Below are 16,652 nucleotides of genomic sequence, written 5' to 3' on the forward strand. Positions count from 1 at the left end.
CGTGCCGCGCTGCCCAATCACTGCATTGTTTTTCCAGGAATGAACCGAATGAACGCTCCCGCTCCCCGCCGTCTCGTTGCGCTGCTGGCCCTGGCCGGCGCGCTCTCGGCCACCTTCCCCGTCGGCGCTGCACCGCAAGGCGCGGTCAGCACCGAGGCCGGCCAGCTCGCCGTCAAGCACGAGAAGTTCTCGTTGCCCAACGGCTTCGAGGTCATCTTGGTGGAAGACCACCGCCTGCCGCTGGTGGCCTTCAACCTGTGGGTGCATGCCGGGCCGCGCAACGAGGCCAACGGCCAGACCGGCTTCGCCCACCTGTTCGAGCACCTGATGTTTGCCGGCAGCAAGCACATCCCGCGCGGCGAGTTCGACAAGTTCGTCGACGCCGCCGGCGGGACGGACGCCAACGGCTCGACCAACTTTGACCGCACCAATTACTTCTTCACGTTGCCATCCAACCAGCTGGCGCTGGGCCTGTGGCTGAAGGCGGACATGCTGGGCTGGATGATCGACGAGGTCGACTCCGTGTCGCTGGCCAACCAGCAGGACGTGGTGCGCAACGAGCGCCGCCAGAGCTTCGAGAACCGGCCCTACGGCATCGTCGAGGAAGCGATGTACCAGGCGCTGTACCCGCAAGGCCACCCCTACCGCGCGGCCGTCATCGGCTCGCATGCCGACATCCAGAGCATCAAGCTCAAGGACGTGAAGGACTTCGCGCGCACCTACTACCGGCCCAACAACGCGACGCTGGTGCTGGCCGGCGACTTCGACCCCAAGCAGGCCAAGGCGCTGGTGACCAAGTACTTCGGCTCGCTGAAGGCCGGCGCCAAGGTGCCCGAGGTCAAGGTGGCCATGCCCGAGATCACGAAGGAGCGCCGCCTGGTCGTCACCGACCGCATCGAGCTGAGCCGGCTGAACCTGGCCTGGCACACGCCGGCCATGTTCGCGGCCGGTGACGCCGAGCTGGACGTGGCCGCCCACGTGCTGGGCGGCGGCAAGGCCAGCCGGCTGTATGGCCTGCTGGTGCGCGACAAGCAGCTGGCGCAGAGCGTGGAGGTCGGGCAGTCCTCGCAGTCGCTCAGCTCCGTGTTCGACATCGAGGTCGTCGCCCGCCCCGGTGCGTCACTCGATGAAATCGAGAAGCTGGTCGATGCCGAGATTGCCAAGCTGGCGACCACGCCGCCGGCCGACGCCGAACTGGCCCAGGCGCGCGCCGTCATCGAGACGCAGCTGCTGCAGCGCATGGAGAAGGTCACGTCGCTGGCCGACCTCGTCAACCACTACAACCAGATGGCCGGCGACCCCGGCTTTGTCGGCAAGGACCTGGCGCGCTACCGCAGCCTGGCGCCGGCAGCCGTCAGCGCGACCGTGGCGCAATGGCTGAAGAAGGACCGCCGCGTCGTCGTGCTGGCCGAGCCGGGCACGCAGGTGCTGGCGCCCGAGGTGGCCACGCCGCCGGCGCCCACCAAGGCCGGCAAGGGCGAGCGCGAGGCGCTGAACGCGGCCGAGCCGTGGCGCGCCAAACCCCCCGGCGCCGCCCAGGCCAAGGCGCTGACGCTGCCGGCCGCGCAGAGCTTCCAGCTGGCCAACGGCCTGACCGTCATCCACTCGCAGAAGGCCGGCTTGCCGCTGGTCAGCGCCAGCCTGGTGCTGCGCGCCGGCCAGGGCGCCAACCCGGCCGACAAGCCCGGCCTGGCCGGCTTCACCGCGGCCATGCTGCCCGAGGGCACGACGACCCGCAGCGCGCAGCAGATTGCCGAAGCCGCCGCCGCGTTGGGCGCCACGCTGAACGCGCAGGCCGGTAGCGAGGAGGCGCGCATCGACTTCTCCGGCCTGAAGGCCAGCGCCAAGGACGGCCTCGCGCTGCTGGCCGACGTGGCCTTGAACCCGGCCTTCGCCGCACCCGAGATCGAGCGCCAGAAGGCCCAGCGCCTGGCCGCGCTGGCCCAGGCGCGCGAGCAGGCGCCGCTGCTGGCCAACGCCGTCGCCAACCGCGTCACCTACGGCGAGGGCCACCCGCTGGCCGCCAATGCGCTGGGCACCGAGGCCAGCATCAAGGCCGTCGATGCCGCGGCGCTGCGCGCCTTCTGGCAAGGCCACTATCGCCCGGAGCGCGCGGCGCTGGTCGTGGCGGGCGATTTGAGCGAGGCCGAGCTGCGCACGCTGATCGAGCCGCTGTTCGGCGCCTGGAAGCCCGCCGGCGACGCCGCGCCCGCCGCGCCGCTGCCCGCGGCCAAGCCCATCGCCGCGCGCACCGTGCTGGTCGACAAGCCCGGCGCGCCGCAGACGGCACTGGCCGTCGTCGCGCCCGGCCCGTTCGCCGCGGCGCCCGATGCCGCGTCCATCAAGGTCATGAACGCCGCGTTGGGCGGCCTGTTCACGTCACGCATCAACAACCAGCTGCGCGAGGTCAAGGGCTACACCTACGGCATCTACTCCGGCTACACCATGGGCCGCGAGCGCGGCCAGTTCGGCATCCGCGGCAGCGTGCGCACCGACGTGACCGGTCCGGCGCTGACCGACATGTGGACCGAGATCACCGGCATGCGCGCCAAGCCCATGGGCGCGGCGGAACTCGGCCGCGTGCGCAACGCACAGCTGCTGTCGCTGCCCGGCCTGTTCGACACCAACCTCGCGGTCGTCACCGGCTATGCGGGCAACTGGGCCTCGGGCCAGCCGCTGTCCGCGATCACCGACCTGCCGAAGAAGTACGGCGCCGTCACTTCGGCCACCGCGCTGAAGGCCGCGCAGCAGCATCTGGACCCGGCCCAGCTCATCGTCGTGGCCGTGGGCGACAAGGCCAAGGTGCAGCCGCAGCTGGAGGCCATCGGCCGCAAGGTGGAGGTCCGCGACGCGGACGGCCAGCCCAAGCCCTGATCAGCTCCCCAGCGACTCGTACAACGCCACGAACTCCTGCGTGAGCTTGTGGCGCGCGTCGAGGTGGATCATGGGCCGACTCAGCTCGTGCGATTCCTTGACCTTGACGCTGCTGGACAGGTAGGGCTCAAGCACCGGCAGCCCCTCGTCGACCAGCTCCTGCACCGTGCGCTGCGGCAGTGACGCGCGGGCCTGGAACTGGTTGACGACGATGCCCTCGACCGACAGCTCGGGCGCATGGTCGGCGCGGATCTCTTCCACCGCTTCCAGCAGCCCGTACAGCGCGCGGCGCGAGAAGTCGTCGCAGTCGAACGGGATCAGGCAGCCTTGTGCCGCGATCAGCGCCGAGCGCGTGTAGAAGTTCAGCGCCGGCGGCGTGTCGATCCAGATCTCGTCGTATTGGTCATCCAGCAGCTGCAGCGCATTGCGCAGCTTGTAGATCTTGTAGCGGCTCTCCAGCTTGCCGTGCAGCTCGTCCAGCTCGGGCGAGGCCGGCATCACATGCAGGTTCTCCCACGGGCTCTCGACAACGAAGGGCGCCGTGTCCACCTCGCGCACGCTGAACTTCAGCGTCTCGGCGAAGAAGGCGGCCGAGCCGGCGTGTGCCTCGTCGGCGGCGTCACCCAGCAGATAGCGCGTCGTGTTGCCCTGGCAGTCCAGGTCGATGACCAGCACGCGCTGCCCGCTGGCCGCGGCAATCGCCGCCAGGTTGCTCGTGATCGTGGACTTGCCCACGCCACCCTTCTGGTTGAACACGACTCGCCGCATCGCCAGCACCTCCCGTTGGATGCGGCGATTGTGCACTGCACAAAAGTCAGTGGGTTTCGGCCCGCGTGCCCAGCGGATGCGCGATGCCGCCGTCGCCGTAGCTGCGCACGACTTGCGCTATGACGACCTGGTAGCCGCGCAGCCAGCGCGCCTGGGCCTGCTTGGCCTCGCGGTGCGACGGGTGGCTCATCAGCTGCTGCAGCGCCTCCATGGAGTCCCAGTAGTAGACGTTGGAGATCAGCCCCGTGGCGGCGTTCTCCCAGGTCTCCTCGCCGCGGTAGCCGGGGATGGCACGGGCGATCTGGGCGATGGTGTCGTCGAGCGCCAGGAACTCGTCGTCGTACTCGCCCTTGGCGAAGGTGAAGGTGGAGGTGTACATCAGCGCGGCATTGTCAGGGCGCGCTCGACGAAGCGTTTGGGCACCGTCGTCTTGGGCACGCGCACCGGGAACCAGCTGCGGATGTCCTGCTCCACGCCGATGCCGTGCATGAAGTTGTAGAGCCCCTTCTTCAGCCCCTGGCCCAGGCCGTCGTGGTCGGTGGGCGTGGGGTCGATGAAGCCGATGTCGTTCTTCGCGAAGCGCCCTTCGGGGAGCGGCTGCAGCGTGACGCCATAGTCCGCCGGGTTCAGCCCCACGGGCGAATGCACCGTGCAGGCAAAACGGTGGAAGAAGCCGCTGTGGATGCAGCCGTGCTCGAACAGCTGGCGCACGTACTCCAGCGCGTCCACGGTGTCCTGCGTCGTCTGTGTCGGGAAGCCGTACATCAGGTAGGCATGCACCAGCACGCCGGCATCGGCAAAGCCCTTGGTGACGCGCGCCACCTGTTCGATGGAGACGCCCTTCTTCATCAGCTGCAGCAGCCGGTCGGACGCGACCTCCAACCCGCCGGAGATGGCGATGCAGCCGCTGTCGGCCAGCAGCTGGCACAGCTCGGGCGTGAAGGTCTTCTCGAAGCGGATGTTGCCCCACCAGCTGATGGCCACGCCGCGGCGGATCAGCTCCTCGGCCAGCGCCTTCAGCGCCTTGGGCGGCGCGGCCTCGTCGACGAAATGGAAGCCCGTCTGCCCGGTCTCCTTGACGATGGCCTCGATGCGATCCACCAGCACCTCGGCCGACGCGGCCTCGTAGCGCGAGATGTAGTCCAGGCTGACGTCGCAGAAGCTGCACTTCTTCCAGTAGCAGCCGTGCGCCACGGTCAGCTTGTTCCAGCGGCCGTCGCTCCACAGCCGGTTCATGGGGTTGAGCATGTCCAGCAGCGACAGGTAACGGTCCAGCGGCAGGCCGTCCCAGGTCGGCGTGCCGACGTCGTCGAAGGGCACGTCGGGTTCGACGAAATTGGTGTACTTGACCTGGCCCTCATCGCGCCAGAACGTGCGCACCAGGCGGGTCTTGGAGCGTTTGCCGGCGACGTGCTCCAGCAGCGCCAGCAATGGCCGCTCGCCGGCGTCCAGCGTCACGTAGTCGACGAAGTCGAAGAGGCGCGGTTCGGCCAGCTCGCGCAGCTCGGTGTTCACATAGCCGCCGCCCAGCACGCAGACCACTTCGGGCCGGGCGGCCTTGATCGCCTGGGCGATGCGCAGCGCCGCATAGACGGAACCGGGGAAGGGCACGGACAGCAGCACGACGTCGGGCTGGTGCTGTTCAAGCGCGGTCAGCGTGAGGCGCTGCAGCACCTTGTCGACAAGGTTGGGCGTCGCCGCCAGCGCGTCGGCCAGCGGGTCGAAGTGCGGCTGTGCGGCGGCCAGGCTCTCGGCGTAGCGGACGAACTCGAAGCGCGCGTCGACCGCGTCGCGCAGCACGTCGGCCAGGTCGTTCAGGAACAGCGTTGCCAGGTGCCGCGCGCGGTCCTGCAGGCCCAGGGCGCCAAACGCCCAGGCGAGAGGGTCGCCGCCGTCCTCGTCGACATAGGCCTCCAGCGTGTCAAAGCGCTTGCCTTCGGGCAGGAACTGGCGGGTGTTGATGCGGTGCGCCAGCGTCGGGTCACGGCCCTGCAGGAAGGCGATGACGCGCGGCGCGACGGCGGCGATGGTGGCGAACTCGGCGGCGAACCACTGCGTCTGCACGGTCCGCCGGGCTTCGGGCAGGGCCTGGACGGCGTCATGCAGTTGGGTCAGGCCGGCAGGCGCAAACAGCTCCAGCACCAGGGCCAGTGCCAGGTCGACTTGATGAGCCTCCACACCGCGCGAGCGCAAAAAACCGGTCAGGTAGGCGGTGGATGGGTAGGGCGTGTTCAGCTGCGTCATCGGCGGGATGACGGCGAGCACGCGGGGAGACAGCAGCGACATCATTGGATTGTCGCGGCCCTCACAGATGAGCGCGCTATCTGTAAGTGATGTCCACGCCGTTCAAGCGCCTCTCTTGCTTGAAAGCCTTCCAACCTTGGGAGCCGGAAACCACGAGTTCTGCGTCGGAGATCCACTGAAGCTTGAGCGGAACGGTGCCATCAGCGATGAATGCGTTCCCACCGGCATCCGGTGCAGGGTCGTCCAGAGGAAGAATGGATAGCTGTGTGTTGAAGCCAGTCGTCGCGCCGCAGTTGCGCGAAAACACAACGGCAAGCAGCTTGCCGCTTGGCGACGCGACGCTGGTGACCGGTTCGTTCTCGCAAGTGAAAAGGCAACCCGTCACCATTGCTGACGTCGACAACAGGGCGAGCCCGAGGGCGGTTCTCCTGCGCTTGTTGATGGTCCGATGCATTACCCCGCCAGCCACCCCGCCAACTTCTCCGCAATCATCAACGTCGGCGAATTCGTGTTGCCGCTCGTGATGGTCGGCATCACGCTCGCATCCGCCACGCGCAGGCCGCTGACACCGCGCACACGCAGCCGCGAGTCGACGACGGCGCTCGCATCGTCCTTGCGCCCCATCTTGCAGGTGCCCACCGGGTGAAAGATGGTGGTCGCGATGTCGCCCGCCAGCTTGGTCAATTCCTCATCCGTCTGGTACTGCGGCCCCGGCTTGTATTCCTCGGGCTTGAAGCCCGCCAGCGCCGGCTGCGCCACGATGCGCCGCGTCAGCTTCAGGCTCTCGGCCGCGACGTGGCGGTCCTCGTCGGTGGACAAATAGTTCGGCCGGATGGCCGGCGCCACCGCCGCGTCCGGCGACGTGATGTTGATGGTGCCGCGGCTGGTCGGGTTCAGGTTGCAGACGCTGGCGGTGAACGCGTTGAAGCCGTGCAGCGGCTCGCCGAAGGCGTCCAGCGACAGCGGCTGCACGTGGTATTCCAGGTCGGGCCAGGCCTTGTCGGGGCTGCTGCGCGTGAAGGCGCCCAGTTGCGACGGCGCCATGCTCATGGGGCCGCTGCGGCGCAGGGCGTATTCCAGGCCGATCATGGCCTTGCCCAGCAGTGACGCGGCGCGCATGTTCAGCGTCTGCGCGCCTTGCACCTTGTAGACGGCGCGGATCTGCAGGTGGTCTTGCAGGTTGGCGCCGACGCCGGGCAGGTCCTGCTCGACCTTCACGCCCAGGCCTTGCAGCAGAGCGGCCGGGCCCAGGCCCGACAGCTGCAGGATCTGCGGCGAGCCGATGGCGCCAGCCGTCAGGATGACCTCGCCGCCCGCGTTCAGCCAGGGTTGTTCAATGCCGTTGGGGGTCTGCACCTCGACGCCGCCGCAGCGTAGGCCCGCGTCGTCGTGCATCAGTCGCAGCTTGCGCACCTGGGCGCCGGTCCACAGCTCGAAGTTGGGTCGGCCGAAGGTGGTGGGCCGCAGGAAGGCCTTGGCAGTGTTCCAGCGCAGGCCCTTCTTCTGGTTGACCTCGAAATAGCCCACGCCCTCGTTGGTGCCGGCGTTGAAGTCGCTCGTGGCCGGGATGCCGGCCTGCTGGGCGGCCTGCGAGAAGGCGTCGAGGATGGGCCAGCGCAGGCGCTGCTGCTCCACGCGCCATTCGCCGCGGTGGCCGTGCACGGCGGCGAAGCCCTCGGGCGCGGTCTTGGGGTTGTCCAGCCGCCAGTGGTTCTCGTGGCGGCGGAAGGCGCGCAGCACGCGCTCCCAGCGCCAGGTCTCGTCGCCGGTCAGCTCGGCCCAGTGCTCGTAGTCGCGGCTCTGGCCGCGCATGTAGATCATGCCGTTGATGCTGGAGCTGCCGCCCAGCACCTTGCCGCGCGGGTAGCGCAGCGCGCGGCCGTTGAGGCCCGCTTCCGCCTCGGTGCTGTAGCACCAGTCGGTGCGCGGGTTGCCGATGCAATACAGGTAGCCGACGGGGATGTGGATCCAGTGGTAGTCGTCCTTGCCGCCGGCCTCAATGAGCAGCACGCGCTTGCCCGGGTTGGCGCTGAGGCGGTTCGCGAGCAGACAGCCGGCGGTGCCGGCGCCCACGATGATGTAGTCGAAACCTTGTTGGGACATGGAGAGCTGCAGGGTGCCGCGCGGCGCACGGCTGGACCCTAGCGTAAATCACTCCCTTCGCCGTTCCTTTCAGCGCCCATCCCGTACCAGTCCAGCTTGCGCGTCAGCGTCATGACGGTGGCCAGTACCGCGAACAGCAGCACCGCGCCGATGACGAGCGCCGTCTGCTCCCGGCTCAGCAGCACGTAGAGCGCGCCGTACAGCAGCGCGATGCCACCGCCAAAGGCCATGCCGCGCAGCCAGCCGCCCAGCATGGCCGCGGCGTACTGCGTCAGCACCAGGGCTGCCGCGCCCGCCGCGATCAGATAGGCCACCAGGAAGGGCAGGTGCTCGGACAGGCTGAGCAGCAGCAGGAAAAACAGGCTCAGCGCCAGGCCCACGAGCAGGTATTGCACCGGGTGCACGCGCCGGCCGGTCAGCAGCTCGGTCAGGCCCACGGTGACGAAGGTCAGCGCGATGAACATCAGGCCGTACTTGATGGCGCGGTCGCTCATGACATAAGGGTTCACGGGGTCGATCAGTTCGACGGCCAGGGTGTCCAGGCCGCCCTTGGCCTGCCGCGCGGCGCCGTCCGCGTAGGACGCCTCGATCGCCGTGTTGCCAGAGAGGTCGGGCAGCGGCTTGCCGGCCTGCAGGTCGGCCACCGCGGTGCTGGCCAGCGACGACACCTGCCAGTGCGCAGCAAAGCCGCTGACACCGATCTCGTGCTTGATGGGCAGGAACTGGCCGGTGAAGCTGGGGTGCGGCCAGCTGGATTGCAGCGACACCTGGGTATCGTCGGCCGCCGGCACCACGCCCAGGCGCTGGCTGCCGACGAGGTTGAGCTTCAGCGACAGCGCGAGCGGTTCCCCGATGCGCAGCTCGGGCAGCACCGCGTGCAGGCCGCCGCGGAAGGCGAGGAGCGCGGCACCGGGCAGCACGTTCAGCGCATGGCCGTCGCGTTTCAGCTCGGCGGTGCGGATACCGCGTGCGTCGCTCAACGCGACGATCACGGTGGTGTCGCCGCAGCTGAGCTGGCCATTCGCGTGCTCGGCGCGTGGCACCAGCGCGGTCAGATGTGGCCAGCTCGCTTCGACGTTCAACTGGCCGACGTAGGTGTTCACCTTGAACAGGCCTCGGTAGCGCACCTCGGGGCTTACGTCGCCGTTGATCTTCAGCGTGCCCGGCGATGCCATCAGCCGGAAGTCGCGGGTCTCCAGGGTCTCCTTCTTGTCGAGGCCGCGCGCAATCCAGCTTTCCTTGCAGTCGCGCACGAGCAGCGGCCCGGCCAGGACCTGTGGCCCTGCCAGCGATTGCTCGACGCTCTGCGCGGCCTCGCGCTGGCGCCATTGGCGTTCATGCGCGAGGCCGCCAATCTGGGCGAGCACGATGCACAGCAGGACGGTGATGACGGCCAGGATGGCCAGCTTGAGGAGGAGGGCTTTGTTCATGCCGCCCAGCATCGCGACCGGCGGTGAGGGCAGAACGAAGTCTGTGAAGCGGGCGTGAAGTCAGCGGGGCAGGATCAAGCTGACCTTCAGCCCCGGCGCCGCCGCCTCGAACGCCAGCCGCCCGCCATGCAGCTCCGCGACGCGACGCGCAATCGCCAGGCCCAGCCCCGAGCCCTTGACCAGGCTGCCTGGCCGGGCGCTGGAGAAAAACCGTCTGCCCAGTTGCGCGAAGGCCGCCGGCGGCACGCCGGGGCCGTGGTCGCGCAGCGTCAGGCGCGCCGTCGTGGGCGTCGTGCTGACAGCCAGTTCCAGCGTCGAGCCGGCGGGCGTGAAGGCGATGGCGTTGACGAGCAGGTTGCCGAAGGCCAGCTCCAGCAGCGCGGCGTCGACATCCACCACCGCGCCCTCGTGTGCAGTCCAGGCGATGCTCAGCCCTTGCTGCGCCAGCCGCGATGCCTGCAGTTCGATCTGCGCCTCGGCCCAGTCGGCCAGCGCGATCCGCTGGCGTTCACCCAGGCCCACCTGCGCCTCCAGCTGCGACAGCGCCAGCACGCGCTCCACCAGCGCCTGCAGCCGCGCGGTCTGGTCCAGCACCTGGGCGGCAAAGCGCTGGCGGTCGGCGGCGGGCAACTCGTCCTGCAACAGCTCGCCGCTGGCGCGCAGCGCGGCCAGCGGGCTCTTGAGCTCGTGCGTCAGCGCGCGCATGTCGTGCTCCAGCTGCTCGCGGCCCTCCAGCCGGCGGCGCATGTCGTCCATCGCGTTGGCCAGGTCGCCCAGCTCGCCGGGCATGGCCGGCGGCGCGATGGCCTGGCCGGCCTGGGCCTGCTGGGCATAGCGGCGCAGCCGCCGCACCGAGGCCACCAGCCACAGCGTGACCGCCACGCCGACGATGAGGCTGGCCGCCAGCAGCGCGGCGCCGGCCAGGAAGACGCGCTTCTCGGCACGGTCGATGAAGCGCTGCACGCTGGCCACCGGCTTGGCGACGCTGACGACGCCGAGCTTGCGGCCATCCTTGACGACCGGCGCCGCGACAACCAGCACGGTGCTGCGGTCGTCGCCGCGCTCCAGTCGCGTCGAGCGCGCGCCGTAGTCGCCGCGCAGCGTCAAGGCCACGTCGCGCCATCGCGAATAGTCCTGCCCCACGGCCGAGGGCTGGCCGGAGTCCAGCACGACGCGGCCGCCCGCGTCGGTCACGTAGATGCGCAGGTCCAGGCTCCGCTTGTGCAGCCCCCAGATCGGCACGTCCACGTCGCGGCGGGCATAGCGCTGCAGCTGGGCGGCGAGGCGGCCGTCCGCCCTCAGGCCGCCGGCGTCCAACTCGTCGGCCGCCTGCTCGGCCAGCAGGTGGGCGGTGTCCACCATCAGGTCTTCCATGACCTCGCGCACGCTGGGCTTCACCTCGGCCAGAAAGACCTTCAGCAGCAGCACGGCACTGAGGCCCGCGATCAGGAAGAAGCCGAAGAAGACGCGCAGGCCCAAGCGCATGTTCAGGGTTCGAGTGAGTAGCCGAGGCCGCGGTGCGTCTTGATCGGGTCGCGCGCCGGCGCCGCCTCGCGCAGCTTGGCGCGCAGCGTCTTGATGTGCGTGTCCACCGTGCGGTCGGTGCTTTCGGCGCTGCTGCCCCAGACGGCGTCCAGCAGCGTGTCGCGCGAGTGGATGCGTTGCGGCGCGCGCAGCAGGTGCGTCAGCAGGCCCAGCTCCAGCTTGGTGAGGTGGAGCAGCACGCCGTCCAGGCACACCCGCGTGCCGTCAACGGCGAAGCCGCTTGCCGGCACCGGCGCGGCCTGGGCACGGCGCAGCAGCGCGCGCACGCGGGCCACCAGCTCACGCGGGCTGAAGGGCTTGGCCAGGTAGTCGTCGGCGCCCAGCTCCAGGCCCAGCACGCGGTCCATCTCCTCGCTGCGTGCGCTGAGCACGATGACGGGCAGGTGGGCGAGATGGGCGAGCGGCCCGGCGCGCATTTCGCGGCACAGGTCCAGCCCGTGGCCGTCGGGCAGGCCGATGTCCAGGATCAGCAGCTCGGGTGCCGGCGCCCGGCGCAGCCGCTCGCGCGCTTCGGCCAGCCAGGCCAGGTGCTCGACCGCGAAGCCCTCGCGCCGCAACGCGAACGCGACCGTGTCGGCAATCGCGGGGTCGTCTTCCAGCAGCAGGATGCTCAAGCGCGCCAGCCCTTCGCCAGCGCCGCGACGAGTTGCGCGGCGCTGCCCGGCGCGCGGTTCAGCGGCAAGGCCTGCCCGGCCCACAGGCTGATGAAGTCGGCGTTGCCGGCCTTGGCCGCGGCCTGGCGCATCGGCCGGCTGGCGGCGTTGGGCTGCGGGAAGGCGGGCACGGCCATGCCGTCCAGCTCGCGCGTGACGCGGTTGGCAACGCCGCGCGCCAGACGCCCGGAGAAGGCGCGGGTCAGCGTTGAATCGCCGTCGCCCGCGGCCAGCAGTGCGGCGCGGTAGGCGGGCGACAGCGGGCATTCGTCGACGAGCAGGAAGGCCGTGCCCACGGTCACCGCGCCGGCGCCCAGCGCCTGCGCCGCCGCCACGCCGCGTGCATCGGCGATGCCGCCAGCGGCGATGACGGGAATGTCCAGCGCGTCGACCATCTGCGGCACCAGGGCCATCGTGCCGATCTGCGCGCCTTCGTGGCGGGCGCCGAGGAAGCCGCCGCGATGGCCGCCGCCTTCGTAGCCCTGCGCGATGACGGCGTCGACGCCACTGGCCTGCAGCGCCAGGCCCTCGGACATCTGCGTCGCCGTGGCCAGCACCTTGAACCCCTGCGCCTTCAGTGCCGCGACGCGTGCCGCGCCCGGGTCGCCCATGACGAAGCTGATGACGGCCGGCCGCGCGGCCACGGTGGCCGCGAGCTGGGCCTCGAAGTCTTCCTCGAAGTGCGTCGGCTGGACCGGCGGCGGCAGGCCCTGCTCGGCATGCCAGACGGCCAGGCGCGCGAGGTAGGCTTGCATGCCGTCGGCATCCGGCGTCCAGCGCTGCGGGCAGAACAGGTTGATGCCGAAGGGCTGGTCGGTGCGCGCGCGGATGTCGGCCGCGATCTCGCCGATGCGCGCCGGCGTCAGGTAGGCCGCGCCCAGCTGGCCAAGGCCACCGCCGGCGCTGACGGCAGCCACCAGCGCGGCGCTGGACGCCTCGCCGGCCATCGGGGCCATCCAGATCGGCGGCAGGTCAAACAGCGTGTTCATCGCGTCACCCCACAGTCCGCGCTGTCAGCACGGGGAAGAGTTTGATCAGGCCGTCGGCCAGCAGTTCCACCGCCAGCGCGGCGAGGATGAGGCCCATGAGCCGGGTCATGATGTTGATGCCGGTCTGGCCCAGCACCTTGGCGATCTTGCTGGACGCCGAGAACACGATGAAGGTCACCAGAGCCACGACGACGCCATAGCCGCACAGGATGGCCAACTCCCACCAGACGCGCGTCTTGTCCGCGTAGATGACCATGGTCGAGATGGTGGCCGGGCCGGTCAGCAGCGGGATGGCCAGCGGCACGACGGCGATGCTGGCGCCGGCGTCGGCCTTGGTGTTGCCTTCGCTGACCTCCTCCTTGCGCGCTTCGGCCGGCTGCGCGTTCAGCATCTGCAACGAGCTGATCAACAGCAGGCAGCCGCCGCCGACCTGGAAGCTGGCCAGCGAGATGCCGAAGAACTCGATGATCTTCAGCCCGAACAGCGCGGACAGTGCGATGACGATGCCGGCCGTGCACGCGCTGACCAGGATGGTGCGGCGCCGCTGCTGGCGCGAGAAGGCCGACGTGAAGTGGATGAAGAAAGGCACCACGCCGACCGGATTCACGATGGCCAGCAGCGCGACGAGGGGCTTGTAGATGTCCATGGGCGACGATTGTGGCGGCTACCATGCCGCCGCGGCCGCTGCCCGAGGTCTTTGCCAGCCTTCACGGGCCAGCACTCCGGGGCAACCCCGGGGGTTCTGAATCTCTCGTCCAGCAGGGCATGAGGCCGGGGGCGCTTTGCGCCCTGCACCTCACGCATCACCCGTCGCTCGGGCAGCGTGCCGCACCTTTCTCGCAGGGAGCACAACGGGTGGATCCAGCCCGCACGATGACGGCCCGGGCGCTGGCCCGCGCGATGCTTGCCGGCGCCCACCGGGAGGAGGGGCTGGCGGCACGCATGGCCGTCTGCCTGGACGAGCGCCCGCCCTGGCTGGCCGCGCTGGCGCAGGCGATGGCGCGTGTGCCGGGCGAGGTCTGGCGGCGGCTGGACGTGCAGACGCTGGGCGAACGCATCGCCGCGCATCCGGGCTTTGCCGAAGCCTGGTCCGGTGAGCAGCGCCCGCAAGCCCGCCACTGGCTGCTGCGTTCGCCAGACGCGTTGGCCCCGGCGCCTGCGGGCCTGGAGCGCCCGCACTGGCCCACCGTCGGCGCGCTGGCCCGGGGCTTGGGGCTGACGCCGGCTGGCCTGTGGCGGTTGACGCTGCCGCCCGACTGGCAGCGCCGCCGCCCGTTGGCCCAGCAGCATTACCGCCAGCAGCTCATCCCCAAGCGCAGCGCGGGCTGGCGGCTGCTGGAGGTGCCCGCGCCCCATCTGCGCGCCGTGCAGCGCCGCCTGCTGGGCCAGCTGCTGAACGAGCTGCCGCCCCACGCCGCCGCCTTCGGCTACGCGCGCGGCCGTTCGGTCGTGCAGCATGCGGCGCGGCACGCGGGCCAGGCGCGGGTGCTGCGCTTCGACCTGAGCGACTTCTTCTCGACCGTGCGCGCCTCGCGCATCCATGCCCTCTTCAGCACGCTGGGCTACTCGACGGCCGTGGCCCGCGCGCTGACGGCGCTGTGCACGACCGCCACGCCCGAGGCCTGGCTGCGCGCGCAAGGCCGGCTCGACTGGCAGCAATGCCAGCGCCTGCGCGACGCCCATCTGCCGCAGGGCGCGCCGACGTCGCCGGCGCTGGCCAACCTCTGCGCCTTCGCGCTGGACGCGCGCCTCACCGGCCTGGCCGAGCGCTTTGGCGCGCGCTACAGCCGTTATGCCGACGACCTCGTCATCTCCGGCCCGGCCGACTTGCCGGCGCGGGCGATCTCGGCCTGGGTGGCCGCCATCGCGGCCGACGAGGGTTTTGTCGTCAACCCGCGCAAGACCAGGAATCTCGGCGCGGCGCAGCGCCAGGCGGTCTGCGGCATCGTCGTCAATGCACATCCCAACCTGCCGCGCGCTGAGTTTGACCGGCTCAAGGCCACGCTGCACCGCTGCGTCGTCGACGGCCCGGCCCGCCAGAACCGCGACGGCCATGCCGACTGGCGGGCGCATCTGCAGGGGCGCGTCGCCTGGGCGGCACAGCTCAATGCCGCCAAGGCACAAAAACTCAAGGCGCTGCTGGATCGGATCGACTGGGGGCGCTGAGCGAGTGCAGGTAGTCCAGGCCCGCCGCGCCGCGTGAGCCCCACCAGCTCAGCAGCTCACCGTCGACCAGTTGCACCCGCGCCTGCGGGCACAGCGCCTGCGCCTCGGCCAGGTGCTCGGGCCCGAAGCGATAGGGCTCGGAGCTGAGCAGCACGCGGTCGATGCGGCCCAGCCAGGCTTCGTCTCCCGACAAGGCCGGGTAGCGGCCGGCGCCGTGCTCGCCACCCAGTACCTCCGGCCAGGTGCGCCAGCGGGCCTCGGCCAGCAGCGTCGAGATGTAGGTGTCGCGCGCCACCGTCATCCAGGGCGCGCGCCAGATCAGGTACAGCACGTTCTCGCCGGGCCACGCCTGGGCGCGGCAGCGCGCCAGCGCGGCCGAGAACTCGGCCGACAGCGCCACCGCGCGCTCGTTGACGCCCGGCTGGCCGGCGAACGCGGCGCGCAGCTGTTCGAACAGCGCCAGGTTGTCCTCGGGCCGGCTGGGGTGGGTCACGATGACTTCGGGCACGAACTCGCGCAGCGCGTCTGCCGTCTCGCGCCGGTTCTCGTCCACGTTGACGACGACATGCGTCGGCGCGAGCTTCTTCAGCTTGGCCAGGTTCACATCCTTGGTGCCTCCCACCTTGGGCACGTCGCGCACGGCCTCGGCCGGATGGATGCAGAAGCCCGTGCGAGCGACGAGGCAGGGCGCCAGGCCCAGCGCCACCAGCGTTTCCGTCGCGCTGGGGACCAATGACGCGATGCGGGGGGTCATTCCGGCTCGGTCAGCGCCAGGTAGACCGCGCAGCAGCCGCGCAGGTAGACCAGCGTGGGCAGCACCAGCGCCAGCGCGAACACGACGCCGCCGCCGATCAGCGCCGCCAGGCCCAGCGAGCCGCCCTCCAGCGGCACGCCGCTGGCGCTCAAGGCGCGCGGCCCCAGGCCCATGACGCCGGCAAGCAGCTGGCGTGCCGGCAGTTCGACCCCCGCGCCCAGGATGGCCAGCCCGGCCAGCAACTGGCTGCCGCTGACGACGACGAAGCTCACCGCCGCCGTCGCCAGTGCCACCATCAGGTAGACGGTGGCCATCAGCAACGCCGTCTCCGGCAGCCCGTGGCGCAGCCGCCCGCGCAGGAAGCCCAGCACGCCGGCACTGCGCCGCCCGGCCCAGACGGCCGGTCCGGCCAGCGGCCCGACGAGGATGACCAGCACGAAGCTGATGCCGCCCAGCATCAGCACGCCGGCCGGCAGCACGACGGCCAGCAGCGGCGCGCCGACCATGGGCAGGTGGGTGGCCCACAGCAGCCCGGCCAGGGCCAGCACGGCCGCGCCGACCACGGCCAGGCAGGCCAGCAGCGCCAGCAGCACGCGGTGGGCGCTGCGCAGCGCGTCGTGCAGCGCATCCTGCGGGTCGCGCACCGGCAGGCCGCGGGCCTGGTCCATCAGCATCAGGCCGGTGGCATTGACGCCGAAAAAGGCGACAGCCAGCCCCAGGCCCAGCCACAGCGCGCTCAGCAGGTTCTGGTCACGCCCAAGCGCCGAGCGCGCCATGGCCAGCAGCAGGCCGGCCATGCAAAAGGCGGCCAAGAGGGCGTACAGGGCGCGCAGATTGCGGGGTGCATCGATGCTGGCGAGCACGCGGGCGAGGGCGGGAAGCAGGGGCGGCGTCATGGGCGGCGAGGTCAGGGGTGGCGATGGTATCGATGACGGCACCGTGATGCCCCTAGGGCGCCAGGGTTTGTGCTAGCTCGTAAAAACAACACTTACCGGAGGGCCGTCTCGCATTGCTTGACCCGGCCACCATAATCAATTGCCTGTGTCTGGACGCCGCACCTTCGCTTGAATGGTTCACGATGGGTTGAAGCTCCACATGGTTTTTTGGTTTTGAGAAGAGAAGGGCT

General features: G+C 70.3%; 14 protein-coding genes. 2 read left to right on the forward strand and 12 right to left on the reverse strand.

Annotated features, from left to right (window positions below):
- Window positions 1-48: 48 nt before the first annotated feature.
- Complete coding sequence (locus AC1D29_RS15715; protein WP_477898971.1) at window positions 49-2,874, forward strand: M16 family metallopeptidase; 2,826 nt, start codon at window positions 49-51, stop codon at window positions 2,872-2,874.
- Here the strand turns inward: AC1D29_RS15715 and AC1D29_RS15720 are convergent, their stop codons facing one another.
- Genes AC1D29_RS15720 through AC1D29_RS15765 form a run of 10 tightly spaced genes read right to left on the reverse strand, consistent with a single transcriptional unit; the run spans window position 2,875 to window position 13,252 of the window.
- Window positions 2,875-3,642, reverse strand: coding sequence for a ParA family protein (locus AC1D29_RS15720; protein WP_477898973.1), 768 nt, complete (start codon window positions 3,640-3,642; stop codon window positions 2,875-2,877).
- Between the two features lie 46 nt (window positions 3,643-3,688).
- A complete protein-coding gene (locus tag AC1D29_RS15725) occupies window positions 3,689-4,021 on the reverse strand; it encodes an antibiotic biosynthesis monooxygenase family protein (RefSeq protein WP_477898975.1) in 333 nt (110 codons plus the stop codon).
- Window positions 4,021-5,928 (reverse strand): B12-binding domain-containing radical SAM protein, encoded by a 1,908-nt coding sequence (locus AC1D29_RS15730; RefSeq protein WP_477898977.1) that lies wholly within the window; start codon window positions 5,926-5,928, stop codon window positions 4,021-4,023. Before AC1D29_RS15730 ends, AC1D29_RS15725 begins: the two co-directional genes overlap by 1 nt.
- 34 nt (window positions 5,929-5,962) lie before the next feature.
- On the reverse strand, window positions 5,963-6,340 hold the full coding sequence (locus AC1D29_RS15735) for a hypothetical protein (protein WP_477898979.1): 378 nt from the start codon (window positions 6,338-6,340) through the stop codon (window positions 5,963-5,965).
- Window positions 6,340-7,989, reverse strand: a complete 1,650-nt coding sequence (locus AC1D29_RS15740) for a GMC family oxidoreductase (RefSeq protein ID WP_477898981.1) — start codon at window positions 7,987-7,989, stop codon at window positions 6,340-6,342. The genes AC1D29_RS15735 and AC1D29_RS15740 overlap by 1 nt, the downstream gene beginning before the upstream one ends.
- A gap of 38 nt (window positions 7,990-8,027) precedes the next feature.
- Window positions 8,028-9,419 (reverse strand): cell envelope integrity protein CreD, encoded by a 1,392-nt coding sequence (gene creD / locus AC1D29_RS15745; RefSeq protein WP_477898983.1) that lies wholly within the window; start codon window positions 9,417-9,419, stop codon window positions 8,028-8,030.
- Between the two features lie 60 nt (window positions 9,420-9,479).
- Window positions 9,480-10,904: a two-component system sensor histidine kinase CreC gene (gene creC / locus AC1D29_RS15750; protein ID WP_477898985.1), complete on the reverse strand. Its 1,425-nt coding sequence runs from the start codon at window positions 10,902-10,904 to the stop codon at window positions 9,480-9,482.
- A 2-nt stretch (window positions 10,905-10,906) separates the two neighbouring features.
- Window positions 10,907-11,587 carry a two-component system response regulator CreB gene (gene creB / locus AC1D29_RS15755; RefSeq protein ID WP_477899119.1) on the reverse strand — a complete coding sequence of 227 codons (681 nt, stop codon included), beginning with the start codon at window positions 11,585-11,587 and terminating at the stop codon, window positions 10,907-10,909.
- The gene (locus tag AC1D29_RS15760) at window positions 11,575-12,606 is read right to left on the reverse strand and encodes an NAD(P)H-dependent flavin oxidoreductase (protein ID WP_477898987.1); all 1,032 of its coding nucleotides are present in this window, start codon (window positions 12,604-12,606) and stop codon (window positions 11,575-11,577) included. Before AC1D29_RS15760 ends, creB begins: the two co-directional genes overlap by 13 nt.
- Before the next feature lie 4 nt (window positions 12,607-12,610).
- The gene (locus tag AC1D29_RS15765) at window positions 12,611-13,252 is read right to left on the reverse strand and encodes a MarC family protein (RefSeq protein ID WP_477898989.1); all 642 of its coding nucleotides are present in this window, start codon (window positions 13,250-13,252) and stop codon (window positions 12,611-12,613) included.
- A gap of 209 nt (window positions 13,253-13,461) precedes the next feature.
- Between AC1D29_RS15765 and AC1D29_RS15770 the strand changes: the two genes are divergently transcribed.
- On the forward strand, window positions 13,462-14,772 hold the full coding sequence (locus AC1D29_RS15770; RefSeq protein ID WP_477898991.1) for a reverse transcriptase family protein: 1,311 nt from the start codon (window positions 13,462-13,464) through the stop codon (window positions 14,770-14,772).
- Here the strand turns inward: AC1D29_RS15770 and AC1D29_RS15775 are convergent.
- Window positions 14,735-15,526 carry a helical backbone metal receptor gene (locus tag AC1D29_RS15775; RefSeq protein ID WP_477898993.1) on the reverse strand — a complete coding sequence of 264 codons (792 nt, stop codon included), beginning with the start codon at window positions 15,524-15,526 and terminating at the stop codon, window positions 14,735-14,737. The genes AC1D29_RS15770 and AC1D29_RS15775 overlap by 38 nt on opposite strands.
- Window positions 15,523-16,422, reverse strand: a complete 900-nt coding sequence (locus AC1D29_RS15780) for a hypothetical protein (RefSeq protein WP_477898995.1) — start codon at window positions 16,420-16,422, stop codon at window positions 15,523-15,525. The genes AC1D29_RS15775 and AC1D29_RS15780 overlap by 4 nt, the downstream gene beginning before the upstream one ends.
- Window positions 16,423-16,652 lie beyond the last annotated feature (230 nt).

Source organism: Roseateles sp. P1_C6 (genome assembly GCF_056406315.1).